Raw genomic sequence first — 22,294 nt, 5'->3', positions numbered from 1 at the left:
CCACAAAAGCCAACTCCCACAGCGGGTAGGGTGTCAGGGATTACTGCGCGTCAAACGCCTGCCCATTGATGCCGGTACTGTCCGGGCCCATCAGGTACAGGTACACCGGCATGATCTCTTCCGGTGCCGGCCTTTCCATCGGGTTCTCCCCTGGATATGCCTGGGCCCGCATGCTGGTGCGCGTGCCGCCCGGGTTGATGCTGTTGGCTCTTACTGCAGCCACGTCTTCGAGCTCATCCGCCAGGGTCTGCATCAAGCCTTCAGTGGCGAATTTCGACACCCCATAAGCGCCCCAATATGCCCGGCCCTTGCGCCCGACGCTGCTGGAGGTGAACACCACCGACGCATCCTGGGACAGCTTGAGCAGTGGCAACAACGTGCTGGTGAGCATGAACATCGCATTGACGTTGATGTGCATCACCCGCATGAAGTTCTCGCCGGACAACTGCTCGATCGGCGTACGTGGGCCGATGATCGAGGCGTTGTGCAGCAGGCCATCGAGGTGGCCGAATTCTTTTTCGATCATCGCTGCCAGCTCATCGTATTGATGGGGCAGGGCGGTCTCCAGGTTGAAGGGGATCACCACCGGCTGCGGGTGGCCGGCCGCTTCGATCTCGTCATACACCTGGGCCAGGTTGGCTTCGGTCTTGCCCAGCAACAGCACGGTCGCGCCATGGGCGGCGTAGGTTTTCGCCGCCGCCGCGCCAATGCCGCGACCGGCGCCGGTCACCAGGATCACCCGGCCTTTGAGCAGTTCTGGACGTGCAGAGTAATCAAACATAAAAAGCCTCGACAGAATTCAACATGTTTCAGCACAAAACTTGAGACCGGTGGAGATCCCCTGTGGGAGGGGGATCTTCATAGGTCAGATGGGTTGGTGAGCCATCAGCAACTGCACAGCGCGTTATCCAGCACCTTGCGCAGTTCCAGTGGATGATCCACCACCACATCCGCGCCCCAGTGGCGTGGGTTGTCATCCGGGTGGATATAGCCATAGGTGACCGCCGCCGTGCGGGTGCCGGCGTCGCGGCCGGACTCGATGTCGCGCAGGTCATCGCCCACGAACAGCACGCTGGCCGGGTCCAGGCCGAGCATCTTGCACGCCAGGATCATCGGCTCCGGGTCCGGCTTGCTGTTTTTCACGTGGTCCGGGCAGATCAGCAGCGCCGAACGCTCGGCCAGGCCCAGTTGCTGCATGATCGGCTCGGCAAAGCGCAGTGGCTTGTTGGTGACCACGCCCCAGATCAGCTTGGATTTCTCGATGTCCTCCAGAAGCTCGGCCATGCCGTCGAACAGTGTGCTGTGGACCGCACAACCCTTCAGGTAACGCTCGAGGAATTCCAGGCGCAACTCTTCAAAGCCGGGGGATTCCGGGTCCATCGAGAAGGTCACGGCCACCATCGCCCGCGCACCGCCGGAGATTTCATCGCGGATATGCTGTGGGTTGATCGGTGGCAGGTCGCGGTCGGCGCGCATCGCCTGGCAGATGGCGATAAAGTCCGGCGCAGTGTCCAGCAGGGTACCGTCCATGTCGAAGAGAACCGCTCGCAACTTCACAGGCTTACTCCTCGCGCAGGGTCTGGATCATGTAGTTGACGTCAACGTCGCTGGCCAGTTTGTAGTGCTTGGTCAGCGGGTTGTAGGTCAGGCCGATGATGTCCTTGACGGTCAGCCCGGCCTGGCGGCTCCACGCACCCAGTTCGGACGGGCGGATGAATTTCTTGAAATCGTGGGTGCCGCGCGGCAGCAGCTTCATGATGTATTCGGCGCCGATGATCGCGAACAGGTAGGCCTTGGGGTTGCGGTTGATGGTGGAGAAGAACACCTGGCCGCCCGGCTTGACCATGCGGAAGCAGGCGCGGATCACCGACGATGGGTCTGGCACGTGCTCCAGCATTTCCAGGCAGGTGACCACGTCGAACTGCTCAGGCATTTCCTCGGCCAGGGCTTCGGCGGTGATCTGGCGATATTCCACGCTCACGCCGGATTCCAGCTGGTGCAACTGGGCCACGGCCAGCGGCGCTTCGCCCATGTCGATCCCCATCACGGTGGCGCCGCGCTGGGCCATGGCTTCGCTGAGGATGCCGCCGCCGCAACCGACGTCCAGCACCTTCTTGCCGGCCAGGTTGACGCGTTCGTCAATCCAGTTGACCCGCAGCGGGTTGATGTCGTGCAGGGGTTTGAACTCGCTTTCGCGGTCCCACCAGCGGTGGGCCAGGGCTTCAAACTTGGCGATTTCGGCGTGGTCGACGTTGCTCATGGTGAATCCTCTAAATCTGATAAATCGGTTTGTCGGTCCTGAACACGCAGGTTCAGAGCCAGCGTTATTCGGTGTGCCCGCCGATGCGTTTTCCCCAGGCAATGGCCGTGGCGGTCAACTGTTGTTCATCCATGCGGGTGAGTTGCCGGTCGTCGAGCAACTGCTTGCCGGCGACCCAAAGGTGTTTCACGCAATCGCGTCCGGTGGCATATATAAGCTGTGAGACCGGATCGTAGATCGGTTGTTGCGCCAGCCCGGTCAGATCGAAGGCGACCATATCCGCCGCCTTGCCCACTTCCAGGGAGCCGATTTCACTTTCCAGGCCCATGGCACGCGCACCGTTGAGCGTAGCCATGCGCAGCGCACGGTGGGCGTCCAGGGCGGTGGCCGAACCCGCGACGGCCTTGGCCAGCATCGCGGCGGTACGGGTTTCACCCAGCAGGTCCAGGTCGTTGTTACTGGCGGCGCCATCGGTGCCGATGGCCACATTGACGCCCGCCTGCCATAGACGCTCCACCGGGCAGAAGCCACTGGCCAGTTTCAGGTTCGATTCCGGGCAATGGATCACGCTGGTGTTGCTTTCTACCAGCAAAGCCAGGTCGTCCTCGCTGATTTGGGTCATATGAACGGCCTGGAAGCGCGGGCCCAGCAAGCCGAGGCGTCCCAGGCGCGCCAACGGCCGCTCGCCGGTCTGTTCGACGGCCTGTTGTACCTCGAAAGCGGTTTCATGCACATGCATATGGATCGCGGCGTCCAGCTCTTCGGCGATGACCCGGATCTTTTCCAGGTTGGCATCGCACACCGTGTAGGGCGCGTGGGGGCCGAAGGTGATCTTGATGCGCGGATGGTGCTTGAGGTCGCCGAACAGCTCGATGCCCTGTCGGATCGCCTCATCGGCGGTGCTGGCGCCGGGAATCGGGAAGTCGAGGATCGGAATCGCGATCTGTGCACGCATGCCGCTGTTGTGCACGCAATCGCTGGCGACCTTGGGGTAGAAGTACATGTCCGAGAAGCAGGTGATGCCGCCCTTGAGCTGTTCGGCAATGGCCAGGTCGGTGCCGTCACGCACGAAGGCCTCGTCGACCCACTTGGCTTCGGCGGGCCAGATGTGTTTTTCCAGCCAGGTCATCAAGGGCAGGTCATCGGCCAGGCCGCGAAAGAGGCTCATCGCCGCATGCCCGTGGGCGTTGATCAGGCCGGGACTGAGCAGCATGCCCGGCAGTTCGCGCACTTCAGCGGCCGACAGCTTCAACGCCGCAGCCCGTGGACCGATAAAGGCGATACGCCCATTGCGGATGCCCACGCCATGGTCCTTGAGCACCACGCCGGCGGGTTCGACAGGTACCAGCCAGGTTGGCAGTAGCAATAAGTCGAGCGGGGCGGCAGTGGAGGTCATCGCAGGCTTCTTCCCGGGCAGCTATAAAAGAAGCGCGAAGTATACCCGAGCGTCCTGGCTGGCGGATCGCTATAATCGGCGGCTTTTGTTGATGAGTACGGGGTGACGGATGCGCGATCGACTGTTGGCAGCGGAGAAAGTGAAGGCCATCGATTGGCGTGATGGCACGCTGCACCTGCTCGATCAACGCGCCCTGCCGTCCCAGGAACACTGGGTGGCCTGCTCCACGGTCGATGCAGTGGCTGCGGCCATTCGCGCCATGGTGGTGCGTGGCGCATCGGCGATCGGCATCAGCGCGGCCTATGGCCTGGTGCTCGCCGCTCGCGAGCGCATCGCCGAGGGCGGTGACTGGCAGGCCGCCTGGGAAGAGGACTACGCACTACTGGCCGATACCCGTCCGACCGCCTCGAACCTGTTCTGGGCGCTCAAGCGCATGCGCGATCGCCTGGATCGCGTCAAGAAGCACGCCGATCCGCTGGCGGTGCTGGAGGCCGAAGCGATCGCTATCCATGAAAGCGACCGGGAAGCCAACCTCGTCATGGCCCAGTTGGGCGTTGAGCGGATTCGCAAGCATCAGGGCAATGCCCAGGCGATCTTGACCCATGGCAACTCCGGCGCCTTGGCAACCGGCGGTGTCGGCACGGCCCTCGGGGTGATTCGCGCGGCGTTCCTGGAAGGCTTGGTCGAGCACGTCTACGCCAATGAAACCCGCCCATGGCTGCAAGGCTCGCGGCTGACCGCCTGGGAACTGGCGGGCGAGGGGATCCCGGTCACCGTGAATGCCGACTCCGCCGGCGCGCATCTCCTCAAGACCAAGGGCATCACCTGGGTGATCGTCGGCGCCGATTGCATTGCCGCCAATGGCGATGTGATCAGCAAGATCGGCACCTATCAATTGGCGGTGTGCGCCATGCACCACGGCGTGCGTTTCATGGTGGTGGCGCCGAGTTCGAGCCTGGACCTGATGATGGCCACGGGTGACGATGTGGCCTTGGAGGAGCGCGATCCCGGTGAACTGCTGGAGGTCATGGGGCAGCGCTTGGAGGTCAATGCGTTTAATCCGGTATTTGATGTGACCCCGGCCGACCTGATCGATGTGATCGTGACTGAGAAGGGCGTGGTTGAGCGGCCGGATACGGCGAAATTGGCCAAGCTGATGTGCCGTAAGCGGCTGCATTGAGGGCTGTGGTGTCTGTGAAATGGCTATCGTGGGCAAGCCCCCTCCCACATTTTGACTGTTCACAATTAAAGTGTGGGAGGGGGCTTGCCCCCGATTGGCCCGGAAAGTCAATAAAACCCTCGGATCCGCCCTCAAAAAAAAGCACCACCCCATCTCTGAGCCCCTCTCGTCCCCTTCAAGCCTGTCATCCGTCAAATTACTAGTCTCCATGCGCATCAGGGGGATAGGTGCGTGGCGGCGATTGTGATAACATCCGGCGGTTTCCAGGGCCGCCCCCAGGGGTTGTCCATAACGTGCAGATCCGTGTCATAACTCGTTGATTTGTCGTAAGTCGTTGTCAGGCAGTGTGCCGGCGACGGCGAGCTTCGTTCGTCCCATATGGATGCGACGAGGTTTCACCCGAAAAAGGAATCAGGCTTCTCATGGGCGAACTGGCCAAAGAAATCCTCCCGGTCAATATCGAAGACGAGCTGAAACAGTCCTACCTCGACTACGCGATGAGCGTAATTGTCGGTCGGGCACTGCCTGATGCGCGCGATGGCTTGAAGCCCGTGCACCGGCGTGTGCTGTTCGCAATGAGCGAGCTGGGTAACGACTGGAACAAGCCGTACAAGAAATCTGCCCGTGTTGTCGGTGACGTGATCGGTAAGTATCACCCTCACGGCGACACTGCGGTGTACGACACCATCGTTCGGATGGCCCAGCCGTTTTCCCTGCGCTACCTGCTGGTAGACGGCCAGGGCAACTTCGGTTCGGTCGACGGCGACAACGCCGCGGCCATGCGATACACCGAAGTGCGCATGACCAAGCTGGCGCACGAGCTGCTGGCCGACCTGCATAAAGAAACCGTGGACTGGGTGCCGAACTACGACGGTACCGAAATGATCCCGGCGGTCATGCCGACCCGGATCCCCAACCTGCTGGTCAACGGTTCCAGCGGTATCGCCGTGGGCATGGCCACCAACATCCCGCCGCACAACCTCGGTGAAGTCATCGACGGTTGCCTGGCCCTTATCGACAACCCTGAGCTGACCGTCGATGAGCTGATGCAATACATCCCGGGCCCGGACTTCCCGACCGCTGCGATCATCAACGGTCGCGCCGGCATCATCGAAGCCTACCGCACCGGTCGCGGCCGTATTTACATGCGCGCCCGCTCGATCATCGAGGACATCGACAAGGTCGGTGGCCGCCAGCAGATCGTCATCACCGAACTCCCGTACCAGTTGAACAAGGCGCGTCTGATCGAGAAGATCGCCGAGCTGGTTAAAGAGAAGAAACTCGAAGGCATCACCGAACTGCGCGACGAATCCGACAAAGACGGTATGCGCGTGGTGATCGAGCTGCGTCGTGGCGAAGTGCCTGAGGTGATCCTCAACAACCTCTACGCCCAGACCCAGCTGCAAAGCGTGTTTGGTATCAACGTGGTCGCACTGATCGACGGCCGCCCACGCATCCTGAACCTCAAGGACCTGCTGGAAGCCTTCGTACGTCACCGTCGCGAAGTGGTGACCCGCCGTACCGTGTTCGAATTGCGCAAGGCTCGTGAACGCGGTCACATCCTGGAAGGCCAGGCTGTAGCGCTGTCGAACATCGACCCGGTCATCGCCCTGATCAAGGCCTCGCCGACGCCGTCGGAAGCCAAGGAAGCCCTGATCAAGATGCCATGGGAATCCAGCGCCGTGGTGGCGATGGTTGAACGTGCCGGTGCCGACTCGTGCCGCCCGGAGACCCTGGACCCGCAATACGGCCTGCGTGACGGCAAGTACTTCCTGTCGCCGGAACAGGCTCAGGCCATCCTGGAACTGCGCCTGCACCGCCTGACCGGCCTGGAGCACGAGAAGCTGCTGGCCGAGTACCAGGAGATCCTCAACCAGATCGGCGAGCTGATCCGCATCCTCAACAGCGCCGTGCGCCTGATGGAAGTGATCCGCGAAGAACTGGAAGTGATCCGCGCCGAATACGGCGACGTGCGCCGCACCGAAATCCTCGATGCGCGCCTCGACCTGACCCTGGGTGACATGATCCCGGAAGAAGAGCGCGTGGTGACCATTTCCCATGGTGGCTATGCCAAGACCCAGCCATTGGCTGCGTACCAGGCCCAGCGTCGTGGCGGTAAAGGTAAATCGGCTACCGGCGTGAAGGATGAGGACTACATCGCCCACCTGCTGGTCGCCAACAGCCACACCACGCTGCTGCTGTTCTCCAGCAAGGGCAAGGTGTACTGGCTCAAGACCTACGAAATCCCGGAAGCCTCCCGCGCTGCCCGTGGTCGTCCGTTGGTCAACCTGCTGCCGCTGGACAGTGATGAATACATCACCACCATGCTGCCGGTCGAGGAATACACCGAAGGTCACTTCATCTTCATGGCCACCGCCAAAGGCACCGTGAAGAAGACCCCGCTGGAATCCTTCAGCCGCCAGCGCAGCGTGGGCCTGATCGCCCTGGAGCTGGACGAAGGCGACGTGCTGATCAGCGCGGCCATTACCGATGGCGAGCGTGAAGTCATGCTGTTCTCCGACGGCGGCAAGGTCACTCGCTTCAAGGAATCCGACGTTCGCGCCATGGGCCGTACCGCCCGCGGTGTGCGCGGCATGCGCCTGCCGGAAGGGCAGAAGCTGATTTCGATGCTGATCCCGGAAGAAGGCAGCCAGATCCTCACCGCTTCCGAGCGTGGTTATGGCAAGCGCACCGCCATCAGCGAGTTCCCGGAGTACAAGCGTGGCGGCCAGGGCGTTATCGCCATGGTCAGCAACGACCGCAACGGCCGTCTGGTCGGCGCGGTCCAGGTGCTCGATGGCGAGGAAATCATGCTGATTTCCGACCAGGGCACCCTGGTGCGTACCCGTGTGGCCGAAGTGTCGAGCCTGGGCCGTAACACCCAGGGTGTGACCTTGATCAAGCTGGCCAAGGACGAAAAACTGGTCGGCCTGGAGCGTGTCCAGGAACCATCGGAAGTCGAAGGCGAAGAGCTGGAAGGTGAGGCGTTCGAAGGCGAGGTGATCGCAACCGGCGATGACAACGTCGACGAGCCAACCCTCGATGCTGCCGCAGACGAAGAAGAACCGCAGGAATAAGCGGACACACAGGGGGCGGATGAAGATTCGCCCCCTTGTTGTTTGTCCCCTTTGAAAGAACAACGCCGCCCCCTGTAGGAGCGAGCTTGCTCGCGAAAATCGTCAACGATAACGCGAGCTGCCTGATGCGCCCTTGCGCTCTCGGGTTTTTCGCGAGCAAGCTCGCTCCTACCGTGTTTGATTTCAGTCCCACCAGATCAGAGAGATTGGATGTGAGCAAGAGAGCCTATAACTTCTGTGCCGGTCCCGCGGCGCTTCCTGAAGCAGTCCTGCAGCGTGCGCAGGGTGAACTCCTCGACTGGCATGGAAAAGGCCTCTCCGTGATGGAAATGAGCCATCGCAGCGATGAGTTCGTGTCCATTGCCACCAAGGCCGAGCAGGATCTGCGCGACTTGCTCGACATCCCATCCAACTACAAAGTGCTGTTCCTGCAAGGCGGTGCGAGCCAGCAGTTCGCCCAGATCCCGCTGAACCTGCTGCCGGAAGACGGCACTGCCGACTACATCGACACCGGTATCTGGGGGCAGAAGGCTATTGAAGAGGCTTCGCGCTACGGTCATGTCAATGTGGCCGGCACCGCCAAGCCCTACGACTACTTCGCCATTCCCGGTCAGAACGAATGGAAGCTGTCCAAGGACGCGGCCTACGTGCACTACGTCGCGAACGAAACCATTGGCGGCCTGGAGTTCGACTGGGTGCCGGAAGTCGGCGACGTTCCGCTGGTGTGCGACATGTCTTCGGACATCCTCTCGCGGCCTATCGATGTGTCGCGCTACGGCATGATCTACGCCGGTGCGCAGAAGAACATCGGCCCGAGCGGCATCCTGGTCAATATCGTGCGTGAGGACCTGCTGGGTCGCGCCCGTTCACTGTGCCCGACCATGCTCAACTACAAGGTCGCGGCCGACAACGGCTCGATGTACAACACCCCGCCGGCCTTCGCCTGGTACCTGTCGGGCCTGGTGTTCGAGTGGCTGAAGGAGCAGGGCGGCGTGGCGGCCATGGGCAAGCTCAACGAAGAGAAGAAGCGCACCCTGTACGACTTCATCGACGCCAGCGGCCTGTACAGCAACCCGATCAACCTCACCGACCGCTCGTGGATGAACGTGCCGTTCCGCCTGGCCGATGACCGCCTGGACAAGCCATTCCTGGCCGGTGCCGACGCCCGTGGCCTGCTGAACCTCAAGGGTCACCGTTCGGTAGGTGGCATGCGCGCCTCCATCTATAACGCTGTGGACATTCACGCGATCAATGCGCTGGTTGCCTACATGGCAGAGTTCGAAAAGGAACACGGCTAATGTCTGAACAAGAACTCAAGGCCCTGCGTGTACGCATTGACAGCCTGGACGAGAAAGTCCTGGAGCTGATCAGTGAGCGTGCGCGCTGCGCCCAGGAAGTGGCACGGGTGAAGATGGCGTCCCTGGCGGAGGGCGAAGTGCCGGTGTTCTACCGGCCGGAGCGTGAAGCCCAGGTGCTCAAGCGCGTCATGGAGCGTAACAAGGGCCCGCTGGGCAACGAAGAGATGGCGCGGTTGTTCCGTGAAATCATGTCGTCGTGCCTGGCGCTCGAGCAGCCGCTGAAAGTGGCCTACCTCGGCCCGGAAGGCACCTTCACCCAGGCGGCGGCCATGAAGCACTTCGGCCATGCGGTGATCAGCAAACCGATGGCGGCCATCGACGAGGTGTTCCGTGAAGTGGCGGCCGGCGCGGTGAACTTTGGCGTGGTACCGGTGGAAAACTCCACCGAAGGCGCGGTCAACCACACGCTGGACAGCTTCCTTGAGCACGACATGGTGATCTGCGGCGAAGTCGAGCTGCGCATCCACCATCACCTGTTGGTGGGTGAAAACACCAAGACCGACAGCATCAGCCGCATCTATTCCCACGCGCAGTCCCTTGCCCAGTGCCGCAAGTGGCTGGATGCGCATTACCCGAATGTCGAGCGCGTGGCGGTGTCCAGCAACGCCGAAGCGGCCAAGCGGGTCAAGGGTGAATGGAATTCGGCGGCGATCGCCGGTGATATGGCGGCAGGCCTGTATGGCCTGACGCGCCTGGCCGAGAAAATCGAGGATCGCCCGGACAATTCCACGCGCTTCCTGATGATCGGCAGCCAGGAAGTGCCGCCGACCGGCGACGACAAGACTTCGATCATCGTCTCCATGAGCAACAAGCCCGGCGCGCTGCATGAGCTGCTGGTGCCGTTCCACGACAACGGGATTGACCTGACGCGCATCGAGACGCGTCCTTCGCGCAGCGGTAAATGGACTTACGTGTTCTTTATCGACTTTATCGGCCACCACCGCGATCCGCTGGTCAAGGGCGTGCTGGAGAAGATCAGTCAGGAAGCCGTGGCACTCAAGGTGCTGGGCTCTTACCCGAAAGCAGTTTTGTGAGGCTTTAACATGAGTGGCAACTTCCTCGCCCTGGCCCAGCCGGGCGTGCAACAACTGTCGCCTTACGTTCCGGGCAAGCCTGTGGACGAGCTGGCGCGTGAGTTGAACCTGGACCCCTCCAAGATCGTCAAGCTGGCGAGTAACGAGAATCCACTGGGCCCAAGCCCCAGGGTATTGGCGGCGATTCGCGAAGAGTTGGCCGAGCTGACCCGTTATCCGGACGGCAATGGCTTCGCCCTCAAGTCCCTGTTGGCAGAAACATGCCGGGTCGAGCTGAACCAGGTCACCCTGGGCAACGGTTCCAATGACATACTCGAGCTAGTCGGGCGTGCCTACCTGGCGCCGGGCCTGAACGCCGTGTTCAGCGAGCACGCGTTTGCGGTCTACCCGATCGTCACCCAGGCGGTCGGTGCCGACGCCCGTGTGATTCCTGCCAAGGACTGGGGCCATGACCTGCCGGCCATGCTGGCCGCCATCGACGCCCAGACCCGCGTCGTGTTTATCGCCAACCCGAACAACCCGACCGGCACCTGGTTCGATGCGCAGGCGCTGAACGACTTCCTGCAGGACGTGCCTGAGCATGTACTGGTGGTGTTGGACGAGGCCTACATCGAGTACGCCGAAGGCAGCGACCTGCCGAACGGCCTGGATTTCCTGGCGGCCTACCCGAACCTGCTGGTGTCGCGCACCTTCTCCAAGGCCTATGGCCTGGCCTCGCTGCGGGTTGGCTATGGCTTGTCGACAGCGGTGGTGGCCGATGTGCTGAACCGCGTGCGCCAACCGTTCAACGTCAACAGCCTCGCCCTGGCGGCAGCCTGTGCGGCGGTGAAGGATGCCGAGTACCTGGAAGAAGGTCGCCGCATCAACGCAAGCGGCATGCTGCAGTTGCAGGATGGCTTCCGTGCGTTGGGCCTGGGCTGGATTCCCTCCAAGGGCAACTTCATCTGTGTCGACCTTGGTCAAGTGGCCGCCCCGGTATTCCAGGGGCTGCTGCGCGAAGGTGTGATCGTGCGGCCGGTGGCCAACTACGGCATGCCGAACCACCTGCGGATCACCATCGGCTTGCCGGCTGAAAACAGCCGCTTCCTGGAGGCGCTGGCCAAGGTCCTGGCTCGTGGTTGATGTCACTGCATTGCAACCTGCCGTGCCTATGATCGGTCGCCTGGTGGTGGTCGGCCTGGGCTTGATCGGTGGCTCCTTCGCCAAAGGCCTGCGCGAAAGCGGGCTGTGCGGCGAAGTAGTCGGTGTGGACCTGGACCCGCAATCGCGCAAGCTGGCGGTGGAGTTGGGTGTGGTGGATCGCTGCGAGGCGGACTTGGCGCTGGCGTGCCAGGGGGCTGACGTCATCCAGCTCGCTGTGCCGATCCTGGCCATGGAGAAACTGCTGGCGGTATTGGCCGGCATGGACCTGGGCCAGGCGATCCTGACCGACGTCGGCAGTGCCAAGGGCAATGTGGTGCGGGCCGCGCAACAGGCTTTTGGCGGCATGCCGTCGCGTTTTGTGCCGGGCCATCCGATTGCCGGTTCCGAGCAGAGCGGGGTGGAAGCGTCCAATGCGCAGCTGTTCCGCCGCCATAAAGTGATCCTGACGCCGCTGGAGCAAACCGATCCGGCCGCGCTGGCCGTGGTGGATCGTCTCTGGCGTGAGCTGGGGGCGGATGTGGAACATATGCAGGTCGAGCGCCACGACGAAGTGCTGGCGGCGACCAGCCATTTGCCCCATCTGTTGGCATTCGGCCTGGTGGACTCCCTGGCCAAGCGCAACGAAAACCTCGAGATTTTCCGTTACGCCGCCGGTGGCTTCCGCGATTTCACGCGGATTGCCGGCAGCGATCCGGTGATGTGGCACGACATCTTTCTCGCCAATCGCGAAGCGGTGTTGCGCACCCTGGACACCTTCCGCAGTGACCTCGACGCCTTGCGCGACGCGGTCGATGCCGGGGATGGCCATCAATTATTGGGCGTGTTCACCCGTGCGCGTGTGGCGCGTGAGCATTTCAGCAAGATCCTGGCTCGCCGGGCCTATATGGAAACCGCTGTGAACGCCGATGACCTGACCTTCCTCGCCAACCCGGGCGGCCGCTTGAGCGGGCGTCTCCGGGTGCCGGGTGACAAGTCGATCTCCCATCGCTCGATCATGCTCGGCTCGTTGGCCGAGGGCGTGACGGAGGTGGAAGGGTTCCTTGAGGGTGAAGACGCCCTGGCGACCCTGCAGGCGTTTCGCGACATGGGCGTGGTGATTGAGGGGCCGCACCATGGGCGCGTGACCATTCATGGTGTGGGCTTGCACGGCTTGAAGCCGGCGCCTGGGCCGATCTACCTGGGTAATTCCGGTACGTCCATGCGCCTGCTGTCCGGTTTGTTGGCGGCACAACGCTTTGACAGCGTGTTGACCGGCGATGCTTCCCTGTCCAAGCGCCCGATGAACCGCGTGGCCAAGCCATTGCGGGACATGGGTGCGGTGATCGAGACCGGGCCGGAAGGGCGTCCGCCGCTGACCATTCGTGGCGGCCAGGCGCTCAAAGGCATGAGCTATGCAATGCCGATGGCCAGTGCCCAGGTCAAATCCTGTCTGTTGCTGGCGGGGCTGTATGCCGAAGGTCAAACCGCAGTGACCGAGCCTGCGCCGACCCGTGACCATACCGAGCGTATGTTGCGCGGTTTTGGTTACCCGGTTGCGGTGGAAGGCGCTACCGCATCGGTGGAATCGGGTCATGTACTGACGGCTGCCCATATTGAAGTGCCGGGGGACATCTCCTCTTCGGCATTCTTCCTGGTGGCGGCTTCGATTGCCGCGGGCTCCGAGTTGTTGCTGGAGCATGTCGGCATCAACCCGACCCGCACCGGGGTGATCGATATCCTGCGGTTGATGGGGGCCGATATCACCTTGGAAAACCCGCGCGAAGTGGGTGGCGAGCCTGTCGCTGACCTGCGGGTGCGGGCAGCTGTATTGAAGGGTATCGAGATTCCAGAAGCGCTGGTGCCCCTGGCTATTGATGAATTCCCGGTGTTGTTCGTCGCGGCCGCCTGCGCTGAAGGCCGGACCATTTTGCGGGGCGCCGAAGAGTTGCGTGTTAAGGAGTCCGACCGTATCCAGGTCATGGCCGACGGTCTGCAGGTGTTGGGAGTGAAGTGTGAACCGACCGCCGATGGGATTATCATTGACGGTGGCCTGATGGGCGGTGGTGAAGTCCATGCCCATGGCGATCACCGGATTGCCATGGCCTTCAGCGTGGCTTCCCTGCGGGCGGCTGCGCCGATTCGTATCCATGACTGCGCCAATGTTGCTACGTCTTTTCCGAACTTTCTTACACTGTGTGCCCAAGTCGGCATCCGTGTTGCCCAAGAGGCTCAATTGTGAATATCAAAGCACCGGTGATTACCATCGACGGGCCAAGCGGCTCGGGCAAAGGCACGATCGCCGGCATCCTGGCCAAGCGCCTGGGCTGGTGCCTGCTGGATTCCGGCGCGTTGTACCGCCTGCTGGCGTTTGCCGCACGCAACCATGGCGTCGACCTGACCAACGAAGAATCCCTGAAGCTGCTGGCCGCGCACCTCGATGTGCAGTTCGTCGGCGCGACGGAAGGTCATCCCCAGCGCATCATCCTGGAAGGGGACGATGTGACCGATGACCTGCGTAACGAGCAGGTCGGCTCCTGGGCCTCCCAGGTTGCCGCGCTGCCTGCGGTGCGTGATGCGCTGTTGCAGCGTCAGCGGGCTTTCCAGGAGCCGCCGGGGCTGGTGGCCGATGGCCGCGACATGGGCACGGTGGTGTTTCCCGAGGCGCCGCTGAAGATTTTCCTGACCGCCAGCGCCGAGGAGCGGGCTCGCCGCCGCTACTTGCAGTTGAAGGGCAAAGTCGATGGTGTTAGTCTGTCGAGTCTGCTAGATGAGATCCGTGCACGCGATGAGCGTGATACCCAGCGCGCAGTAGCCCCGCTCAAGCCGGCGGCTGATGCCATACAGCTGGATTCCACGGAGTTGTCCATCGAGCAGGTGCTGGAACGCATCTTGAGTGAAATCGCCATTCGCGATATCGCCGGGTGATCAAGAAGGCCGCAGGGGACCAGTCATAGTCCTGCGGTGGCTTCTTTTAACTGAAACTGACCCACACCGTCTGGGGTGTGGAGATGGGCGTATTCTTCGCCCTTATCAACAGGAATTAAAATGAGCGAAAGCTTTGCGGAACTCTTTGAAGAAAGCCTAAAAACCCTGAACCTTCAGGCAGGCTCCATCATCACCGGTGTTATCGTTGATATCGATTACCAAGCTCGCTGGGTAACCGTTCACGCTGGTCTGAAGTCTGAAGCTCTGATCCCGCTGGAACAGTTCTACAACGATGCTGGTGATCTGACAATCAATGTCGGTGACGAAGTTCACGTTGCTCTGGACTCGGTTGAAGACGGTTTCGGTGAAACCAAGCTGTCCCGTGAAAAAGCCAAGCGCGCTGAATGCTGGATTGTTCTCGAAGCAGCCTTCGCAGCTGAAGAAGTGGTCAAGGGCGTTATCAACGGTAAGGTTAAAGGCGGCTTCACTGTCGACGTTAACGGCATCCGTGCGTTCCTGCCAGGTTCTTTGGTCGACGTTCGTCCTGTGCGCGACACCACGCACCTGGAAGGCAAGGAACTCGAATTCAAGGTCATCAAGCTCGACCAGAAGCGCAACAACGTTGTCGTTTCCCGTCGCAGCGTCCTGGAAGCAGAGAACTCCGCCGAGCGTGAAGCTCTGCTGGAATCCCTGCAGGAAGGCCAACAAGTCAAAGGTATCGTCAAGAACCTCACCGATTACGGCGCATTCGTCGATCTGGGTGGCGTCGATGGCCTGCTGCACATTACCGACATGGCTTGGAAGCGTATCAAGCATCCTTCCGAAATCGTCAATGTTGGCGACGAGATCGATGTCAAGGTTCTGAAATACGATCGCGAGCGCAACCGTGTTTCCCTGGGCCTGAAGCAACTGGGTGAAGATCCATGGGTTGCTATCAAAGCCCGTTACCCAGAAAGCACTCGCGTCACCGCGCGTGTTACCAACCTGACCGACTACGGCTGCTTCGCTGAGCTGGAAGAAGGCGTTGAAGGCCTGGTACACGTTTCCGAAATGGACTGGACCAACAAGAACATCCACCCTTCGAAAGTCGTACAAGTCGGCGACGAAGTGGAAGTCATGGTTCTGGACATCGACGAAGAGCGTCGTCGTATCTCCCTGGGCATCAAGCAGTGCAAATCTAACCCATGGGAAGATTTCTCTGGCCAGTTCAACAAGGGCGATAAAATCTCCGGCACCATCAAGTCGATCACCGATTTCGGTATCTTCATTGGTCTGGACGGCGGCATCGACGGCCTGGTTCACCTGTCCGACATCTCCTGGAACGAAGTTGGCGAAGAAGCTGTTCGTCGTTTCAAGAAGGGCGACGAGCTGGACACCGTTATCCTGTCGGTTGACCCAGAGCGCGAGCGCATCTCCCTGGGTATCAAGCAACTGGAAAGCGATCCGTTCTCCGAGTACGTTCAAGAGAACGACAAAGGCGCAATCGTTAAAGGCACTGTGAAAGAAGTTGACGCCAAAGGCGCCATCATCGTTCTGGCCGACGATATCGAAGCGACTCTGAAAGCCTCCGAAATCAGCCGTGACCGCGTTGAAGACGCGCGCAACGTTCTGAAAGAAGGCCAGGAAGTAGAAGCCAAGATCATCAGCGTCGATCGCAAGAGCCGCGTGATCCAGCTGTCCATCAAGTCGAAAGACGAAGTGGAAGAGAAAGAAGCCATCCAGAGCCTGAAATCGGCTCCGGAAGCTGCAACAGGCGAGACCACCATGGCCTCCCTGCTGCGCGAAGCAATGGCTAAACAGAACTAAGTTCTGTAAGGCTGTAAAAAAGGGCGACTTCGGTCGCCCTTTTTTGTGCCTGAAATTCGCTGAATCAACACGCAAGAACCAAGGCAGACGCCTTGGTGTCAGAGCTGAATAGAGTATTGATAAAGGCGCTCCCGTGTTTTTAAGAATTTCGATGAACAGGCTTATCGTGGTGTTCGCAGTAGTAATGCTTGCAGGCTGTTCCGTTACCAGCGCCAAAACTCACGCGAGGCGCGGTGTCAGCGGCATTGAGGTCGATTGCTCGGGGTTGGGCAACAACTGGGATAAGTGCGAAAAACGCGCCGCCCGCGAATGCAGGATGCAGGGCTATAAGGTCATCACCAGGTCCAGCGACGCCAAGGACGAAGAGGGTGATTACTTGTTCGGTTGGAACCCTGCAGGAGCGGTCACTCGTACCATGCTCGTGATCTGCAATTGAGAGTGTGGGTCGCTCATGGCGGCGTTATTCAAACGGCAGATAAGTTGGTAGATGGGCTGTTCAAATTCATCAAGTCATGCTAAAACCTTCGAAGCGCTTTTCCTAGCTGCTTGAAAAAGAAGGGAAAAATATGACGAAGTCGGAGTTGATCGAACGAATTGTCACCCATCAAGGGCTGCTTTCATCCAAGGATGTGGAGCTGGCTATCAAGACCATGCTTGAGCAAATGTCCCAGTGCCTCGCGACCGGGGATCGAATTGAGATCCGTGGGTTTGGCAGTTTTTCGCTGCACTACCGCGCGCCAAGGGTAGGGCGGAATCCTAAGACTGGGCAGTCGGTGAGCCTGGATGGGAAATTTGTGCCTCATTTCAAGCCGGGGAAGGAATTGCGGGATCGGGTGAATGAGGATGAGGAAGAAGGGGTTTAAATTGATTTAGCTTGGAGGGGCGGAGTATGCACAGATTCAAGCGAATTATTTTGGCTGTGGTTGTCTTATTTTTCGTATTTTTTGTGTTGGCCTTTGTGCTGGAAAATCAGCAAGCTGCGTCGCTGTTGTTTTTTGGTTGGTCTACAGTCGAGCTTCCGATTTCAGTTTTTGTGACCCTGTCATTAATCGTGGGGATGATGGTTGGGCCTGCGCTAGGGTTGTTAATAGGCTCAAGACGCCTTGGCCGAAAAGCCTAATCTGGCTTTCACGTAGTAGGGGGGAGATTTACAGTCTATGTAATCGACGGCGTTTGCTCCGTTTTAACAGTTGATCCATGCTGTTTGCCCTCATATTTGCGTTCGCTTTTGACTTTGGGAGTGCAGCGCTTAGAATAGCCCCCAATTTCAATAACCTCATCTTCAACTGCACTGCACTGCACATAGCTGATTTTTCAGGCTGTAGGCTAGCAAACTTCGACGTGTTCCTTGAGCCTTTCACCGTTAGGCATTTTCTATGGGCTTGTAAGCTTATGGACTGCACGTATTGAGGTTGCTAGAAGCTTGTCGTGTGGTGCGCGTTGCATAGGACACATTATGTTCAGCGGAAAAACGCTTCTTATCACTGGTGGTACCGGTTCATTCGGGAATGCAGTGCTTAAACGCTTCCTCCATACTGATATCGCTGAAATTCGCATCTTCAGTCGTGATGAGAAGAAGCAGGATGATATGCGCAAGCGCTACACGAACGCCAAGCTGAAATTCTACATCGGCGACGTCCGCGATTATCAGAGCGTGCTTAACGCTACCCGTGGCGTCGACTATATATTTCACGCCGCAGCGCTGAAGCAGGTTCCCTCCTGTGAATTTCATCCGATGGAAGCCGTCAAGACAAACGTCATCGGCACCGAGAACGTGCTTGAGGCCGCAATCCAAAATGCAGTCAAGCGCTTGGTCTGCTTGAGTACTGACAAAGCTGTCTATCCTATCAACGCCATGGGTATTTCCAAGGCGATGATGGAAAAAGTGATGGTGGCCAAGTCTCGCAATGTAGACGACGAAAAAACCGTTATCTGCGGCACCCGCTACGGTAATGTCATGGCATCCCGCGGCTCAGTGATCCCGCTGTTCATCGAACAAATTCGTGCAGGGCAATCCTTGACGTTGACGGATCCGAATATGAGTCGGTTTATGATGACGCTCGCAGATGCCGTCGACCTGGTGTTGTACGCTTTCGAGCATGGTCGTAATGGTGATCTTTTCGTACAGAAAGCGCCTGCAGCAACGGTTGAAACCTTGGCTCGGGCTTTGACCTCAATGATGGGTAAACCTGAGCACCCTATTCAGATAATTGGTACTCGTCATGGCGAGAAGCTTTTTGAGGCTTTGCTGAGTCGGGAAGAGATGGCGTGTGCCGAAGATAAGGGTAACTATTATCGCGTGCCGCCAGACTTGCGGGATCTGAACTACTCCAAGTTCGTGGAGCTTGGTGAAGAGAAAATCTCCCGTACAGAAGATTACAACTCTCACAATACAGAAAGACTGGATGTGGCTGGTATGCAGCGTCTTTTGCTTAAGCTTGAGTTCATGCAGGCAATCCAGCGTGGCGAGCAAGCCACGCCGGAGGAGTGAGCGATGAAGGTCCTTATCACTGGCGCCAACGGTTTTGTCGGTAAGAACCTTATCTCGCACTTGGAGGAGCGCAAGGATGTTCAAGTTCTCTCCTTCTCTCGCGAAAACAGTATCACTGAGTTGCCCGCTTTGGTGGCTGATTGTGATTTTATTTTCCATTTGGCTGGGGTCAATCGACCGCAGTCATCTGACGAGTTTAAGGTGGGCAATACCGACTTGACTGTTTCGCTTTGCGAAGCAATTAAGTCGAGCGGCAGGTCCATCCCAGTACTCTATGCCTCGTCTACCCAAGCCGACCAGGCTAACCCCTACGGCGCAAGCAAGTTGGCCGCCGAGCAGGCATTGCTAGAGTTGCAGGCGAGCCTTGGTTCTAAGGTTGAGATCTTGCGCTTGCCTAATGTATTTGGTAAGTGGGCACGCCCGAATTATAACTCGGCTGTCGCAACGTTCTGTCACAACATCACTCGAGGCTTGCCAATCCAGGTCAATGACAGGAATGCACTGGTCAACTTGGTTTATATTGACGATGTTGTCGATTGCTTCATTAGAGCTATGAACGCAGGATCATCTGTCGAGTATGTTGCCCAAGTACATCCCATATATAGCATCACTGTGGGTGATTTGGCTGACCAATTGCTCGCCTTTCGCGAAAGTCGTGACTCACTGATCAGTGAAGCTGTTGGTGCGGGACTAACACGTGCACTTTATTCGACTTATGTCAGTTACCTGCCCGTTGAGCAGTTTACTTATGAGTTGCATAAGCATGGCGACCCACGTGGTGTTTTTGTAGAAATGCTCAAGACCAAAGACAGTGGTCAATTTTCTTATTTCACCGCTCATCCTGGTATCACGCGCGGCGGGCATTATCATCACAGCAAGACAGAAAAGTTTCTGGTAATCAAAGGGAATGCCTGCTTCCGCTTTCGTCATATAGTTTCTGGTGAGTTTTACGAATTGGTTACCCATGGTGATCGCCCGCAGGTCGTGGAAACGGTACCAGGTTGGACTCACGATATTACCAATGTTGGTGAGGAAGAAATGATCGTAATGTTGTGGGCGAATGAGATTTTCGACCGGGAGCGGCCGGATACTTTTGCAAGGCCCGTAGGAACTCATGCCTGAGCGTCCAAGAGGCACAAACCCGATGTTAATGATTCTGGAAAGAGTGTTGAGATGAAAAAACTGAAAGTAGTCACAGTTGTAGGCACCCGTCCGGAAATCATCCGTTTATCGCGCGTGATGGCCGAGTTGGACAAGCATTGTGATCACATTCTGGTGCACACCGGACAGAATTATGATTACGAATTGAACGAGATTTTTTTCCGAGATCTTGGTATTCGTACACCCGACTACTTTTTAAACGCAGCAGGCGTCAGTGGCGCCCAAACCATAGGTAACGTTATCATTGCAGTAGATCGAGTGCTGGAGGACGTTAAGCCAGAAGCATTGTTAGTGCTCGGTGATACCAATAGTTGTATGGCAGTCATTCCGGCAAAACGTCGAAGAATTCCGACTTTTCACATGGAGGCTGGTAATCGCTGTTTCGATATGCGCGTTCCGGAAGAGATCAATCGTCGCATTGTCGATCATACTGCAGACATAAATCTTACCTACAGCAGCATCGCACGCGATTACTTGCTGCGTGAAGGCCTGCCGCCAGACATGGTTATCAAGACCGGTAGTCCAATGTTTGAAGTGCTCAATTATTATCGGGACGGTATCGAAGCGTCTGATGTGCTGAAGAGGCTCGGATTGGAGGCTGGAAAGTTTTTTGTCGTGAGCGCTCATCGCGAAGAGAATATTGACTCAGACAAAAACTTTCTGAAGTTGGTCGACGTACTCAATACCGTCGCCGCACATTATGACTTTCCGGTTATTGTGAGTACTCACCCTCGCACGCAAAAACGCGTAGATGTCATGGGGGTAAAATTTCACAAGAATGTACAGCTTCTCAAACCATTAGGTTTCAAGGATTACAACAAGTTGCAGCTGACTTCCAAGTCGGTTTTGTCGGATAGCGGCACGATTAATGAAGAGTCATCTATTCTTGATTTTCCGGCGCTTAATATCCGTGAGGCACATGAGCGTCCTGAGGGAATGGAGGAGGCTGCCGTCATGATGGTTGGTCTGGAAGTTGAGCGTGTCATGCAAGGTCTGCAGTTATTGGAAAGCCAGGCAACGAGGCAGCAACGAACGCTGCGACTTGTGGCGGACTATAGCATGCCAAATGTTGCCGAGAAGGTGGTTAGGATCATCCATAGCTATCGTGACTATGTAATGCGTACTGTATGGAAGCAATATTGATTGGAAAGGCTCGGGCAGGAAAAGCCGCTAAAAATATTGGTGGTTACCCAGTATTTTTGGCCTGAAAACATGCGCATCAATAATATGGTCCAAGGTTTTGTATCCAAGGGGCATGAGGTTACGGTGCTCACGGGCTTACCTAACTATCCGGAAGGAAAAATTTATGCGGATTTTCTGAGTGAGCCTGCGCAGTTCTCCACGTATAACGGTGCACGAATTATTCGGGTGCCGATAATATCCAGGGGAAAGCGAAGTGTTACGCTGGCCCTAAACTATCTCTCGTTTTTTATAAGTGCCTCGACTATCGGAAGCTATAAGCTAAGAGGGCAGTCATTCGACTCAATTTTTGTGTTTGCGGTCTCTCCTATCATGGTCACTATTCCAGCTTTGCTACTTGGACGACTGAAGAAGGCACCGGTGTTTGTATGGATTCTTGATTTGTGGCCTGAGTCCTTAAGTGCTGTGGGGTTTACCAAGAACCCTACGTTGCTCCGTTTGGTGGGCAAGATGGTGTCTTGGATCTATAATCGTGCCGATTATCTATTGCTGCAGTCGCGCTCATTTGACGACAATGTCAGAAGTTATTGCACTCGTTCAATTTCAATCGACCGGCTTGTGTACTTCCCTAGTTGGGCCGAGGATGATTTTTCAGGTGATCTTCAAGCCACTTCTGATCTATTGCCCCGCGATGACTCAGTCTTCACCATCCTGTTCGCTGGCAATCTTGGTGAGGCACAGGACTTTCCAACCATTCTAGAAGCGGTCAAAGCGACCCGCGCGGAATTGCCTGTGCGCTGGGTGATTGTGGGGAGCGGCCGCGCCAGCGAGTGGCTGATCGAACAGGTAGCAGAACACAAGATGGATAATGTTCTGCTGCTGGGAAGACATCCACTGGAGAAAATGCCCGCGCTTTTTGCCGCAGCAGACGCGCTGCTGGTGTCTTTGAAGACCAATGAGGTTTTTGAAAAAACGATTCCGGGCAAAGTTCAGGCCTATCTTGCATCGGGTAAGCCCATCATCGCAATGATCGATGGTGAGGCTGCCAGAGTTGTCGTCGAGTCTGCAGCTGGAATGGCTTGTAGCTCCGGAAATGCCCAAGGGTTGGCTGAAATCGTACGGAAGATGAGCGCTTTGCCTGTGCGAGAGCTTGAGGGGATGGGCCAGTCCGGTCGGCGTTACTACCTTGAACATTTTTCAAAGACGATGTTGTTCGAGCGTCTTGAGGCTCTTTTCAGAACTGCCACTTTAAGACGAGATGATAAATGATGGAAAAGCGCTGCCCCGCAGTATGTATGTTTTTTTTGACGGGGGTATAGCTGAATTTTGGTGTTTCGAAGAGAT

19 protein-coding genes are annotated in these 22,294 nt (G+C 57.9%); 15 read left to right on the top strand and 4 right to left on the bottom strand.

Going from position 1 to position 22,294, the window contains the following annotated elements; all coding sequences use genetic code 11:
* Positions 1-40: 40 nt before the first annotated feature.
* The 4 genes from PspCFBP13509_RS29615 to PspCFBP13509_RS29600 form a co-directional block, all read right to left on the bottom strand.
* A complete protein-coding gene (locus tag PspCFBP13509_RS29615) occupies positions 41-781 on the bottom strand; it encodes a YciK family oxidoreductase (RefSeq protein ID WP_074844546.1) in 741 nt (246 codons plus the stop codon).
* A gap of 104 nt (positions 782-885) precedes the next feature.
* On the bottom strand, positions 886-1,557 hold the full coding sequence (mupP, locus tag PspCFBP13509_RS29610; RefSeq protein WP_065928119.1) for an N-acetylmuramic acid 6-phosphate phosphatase MupP: 672 nt from the start codon (positions 1,555-1,557) through the stop codon (positions 886-888).
* Between the two features lie 4 nt (positions 1,558-1,561).
* Positions 1,562-2,260, bottom strand: coding sequence for a bifunctional 2-polyprenyl-6-hydroxyphenol methylase/3-demethylubiquinol 3-O-methyltransferase UbiG (gene ubiG, locus PspCFBP13509_RS29605; RefSeq protein ID WP_003172645.1), 699 nt, complete (start codon positions 2,258-2,260; stop codon positions 1,562-1,564).
* A gap of 64 nt (positions 2,261-2,324) precedes the next feature.
* Positions 2,325-3,656, bottom strand: a complete 1,332-nt coding sequence (locus tag PspCFBP13509_RS29600) for a TRZ/ATZ family hydrolase (RefSeq protein ID WP_137213075.1) — start codon at positions 3,654-3,656, stop codon at positions 2,325-2,327.
* A gap of 109 nt (positions 3,657-3,765) precedes the next feature.
* On the opposite strand from PspCFBP13509_RS29600, the gene mtnA reads away from it, so the two are divergent.
* From mtnA to PspCFBP13509_RS29525, 15 genes are all read left to right on the top strand, one after another.
* Positions 3,766-4,836, top strand: coding sequence for an S-methyl-5-thioribose-1-phosphate isomerase (gene mtnA, locus PspCFBP13509_RS29595; protein ID WP_137213074.1), 1,071 nt, complete (start codon positions 3,766-3,768; stop codon positions 4,834-4,836).
* A 422-nt stretch (positions 4,837-5,258) separates the two neighbouring features.
* Positions 5,259-7,913, top strand: coding sequence for a DNA gyrase subunit A (gyrA, locus tag PspCFBP13509_RS29590; protein ID WP_137213073.1), 2,655 nt, complete (start codon positions 5,259-5,261; stop codon positions 7,911-7,913).
* A gap of 212 nt (positions 7,914-8,125) precedes the next feature.
* A complete protein-coding gene (gene serC / locus PspCFBP13509_RS29585; protein WP_065939348.1) occupies positions 8,126-9,211 on the top strand; it encodes a 3-phosphoserine/phosphohydroxythreonine transaminase in 1,086 nt (361 codons plus the stop codon).
* Entirely contained in the window at positions 9,211-10,305 is a 1,095-nt protein-coding gene (pheA, locus tag PspCFBP13509_RS29580; RefSeq protein ID WP_003172650.1) for a prephenate dehydratase, read from the top strand. Before serC ends, pheA begins: the two co-directional genes overlap by 1 nt.
* Positions 10,306-10,314: 9 nt before the next feature.
* The gene (hisC, locus tag PspCFBP13509_RS29575) at positions 10,315-11,427 is read left to right on the top strand and encodes a histidinol-phosphate transaminase (RefSeq protein WP_137213072.1); all 1,113 of its coding nucleotides are present in this window, start codon (positions 10,315-10,317) and stop codon (positions 11,425-11,427) included.
* Between the two features lie 28 nt (positions 11,428-11,455).
* Positions 11,456-13,666, top strand: coding sequence for a bifunctional prephenate dehydrogenase/3-phosphoshikimate 1-carboxyvinyltransferase (locus PspCFBP13509_RS29570; RefSeq protein ID WP_065947448.1), 2,211 nt, complete (start codon positions 11,456-11,458; stop codon positions 13,664-13,666).
* Positions 13,663-14,352 (top strand): (d)CMP kinase, encoded by a 690-nt coding sequence (cmk, locus tag PspCFBP13509_RS29565; protein WP_003172653.1) that lies wholly within the window; start codon positions 13,663-13,665, stop codon positions 14,350-14,352. Before PspCFBP13509_RS29570 ends, cmk begins: the two co-directional genes overlap by 4 nt.
* A 120-nt stretch (positions 14,353-14,472) precedes the next feature.
* Entirely contained in the window at positions 14,473-16,158 is a 1,686-nt protein-coding gene (gene rpsA, locus PspCFBP13509_RS29560; protein ID WP_027604177.1) for a 30S ribosomal protein S1, read from the top strand.
* A gap of 151 nt (positions 16,159-16,309) precedes the next feature.
* Positions 16,310-16,594 carry a hypothetical protein gene (locus PspCFBP13509_RS29555; RefSeq protein WP_027604176.1) on the top strand — a complete coding sequence of 95 codons (285 nt, stop codon included), beginning with the start codon at positions 16,310-16,312 and terminating at the stop codon, positions 16,592-16,594.
* A gap of 130 nt (positions 16,595-16,724) precedes the next feature.
* Entirely contained in the window at positions 16,725-17,021 is a 297-nt protein-coding gene (ihfB, locus tag PspCFBP13509_RS29550; protein WP_003218804.1) for an integration host factor subunit beta, read from the top strand.
* Between the two features lie 26 nt (positions 17,022-17,047).
* Entirely contained in the window at positions 17,048-17,278 is a 231-nt protein-coding gene (locus PspCFBP13509_RS29545; protein ID WP_137213071.1) for a DUF1049 domain-containing protein, read from the top strand.
* A 336-nt stretch (positions 17,279-17,614) separates the two neighbouring features.
* Positions 17,615-18,649: a polysaccharide biosynthesis protein gene (locus PspCFBP13509_RS29540; RefSeq protein WP_065928112.1), complete on the top strand. Its 1,035-nt coding sequence runs from the start codon at positions 17,615-17,617 to the stop codon at positions 18,647-18,649.
* 3 nt (positions 18,650-18,652) lie between these two features.
* On the top strand, positions 18,653-19,771 hold the full coding sequence (wbjC, locus tag PspCFBP13509_RS29535; RefSeq protein WP_065928111.1) for a UDP-2-acetamido-2,6-beta-L-arabino-hexul-4-ose reductase: 1,119 nt from the start codon (positions 18,653-18,655) through the stop codon (positions 19,769-19,771).
* Positions 19,772-19,822: 51 nt separating this feature from the next.
* Positions 19,823-20,953 carry a non-hydrolyzing UDP-N-acetylglucosamine 2-epimerase gene (wecB, locus tag PspCFBP13509_RS29530; protein WP_065928110.1) on the top strand — a complete coding sequence of 377 codons (1,131 nt, stop codon included), beginning with the start codon at positions 19,823-19,825 and terminating at the stop codon, positions 20,951-20,953.
* Positions 20,954-21,022: 69 nt separating this feature from the next.
* Positions 21,023-22,219, top strand: a complete 1,197-nt coding sequence (locus tag PspCFBP13509_RS29525) for a glycosyltransferase family 4 protein (protein WP_083244962.1) — start codon at positions 21,023-21,025, stop codon at positions 22,217-22,219.
* The last annotated feature ends 75 nt before the right edge of the window (positions 22,220-22,294 follow it).

This window comes from Pseudomonas sp. CFBP13509, assembly GCF_005233485.1.
GTDB classification, from domain to species: domain Bacteria; phylum Pseudomonadota; class Gammaproteobacteria; order Pseudomonadales; family Pseudomonadaceae; genus Aquipseudomonas; species Aquipseudomonas marginalis.
The sequence above is the reverse complement of the archived record's forward strand: the minus strand, read 5'-3'. Positions and strand labels throughout refer to the sequence as shown.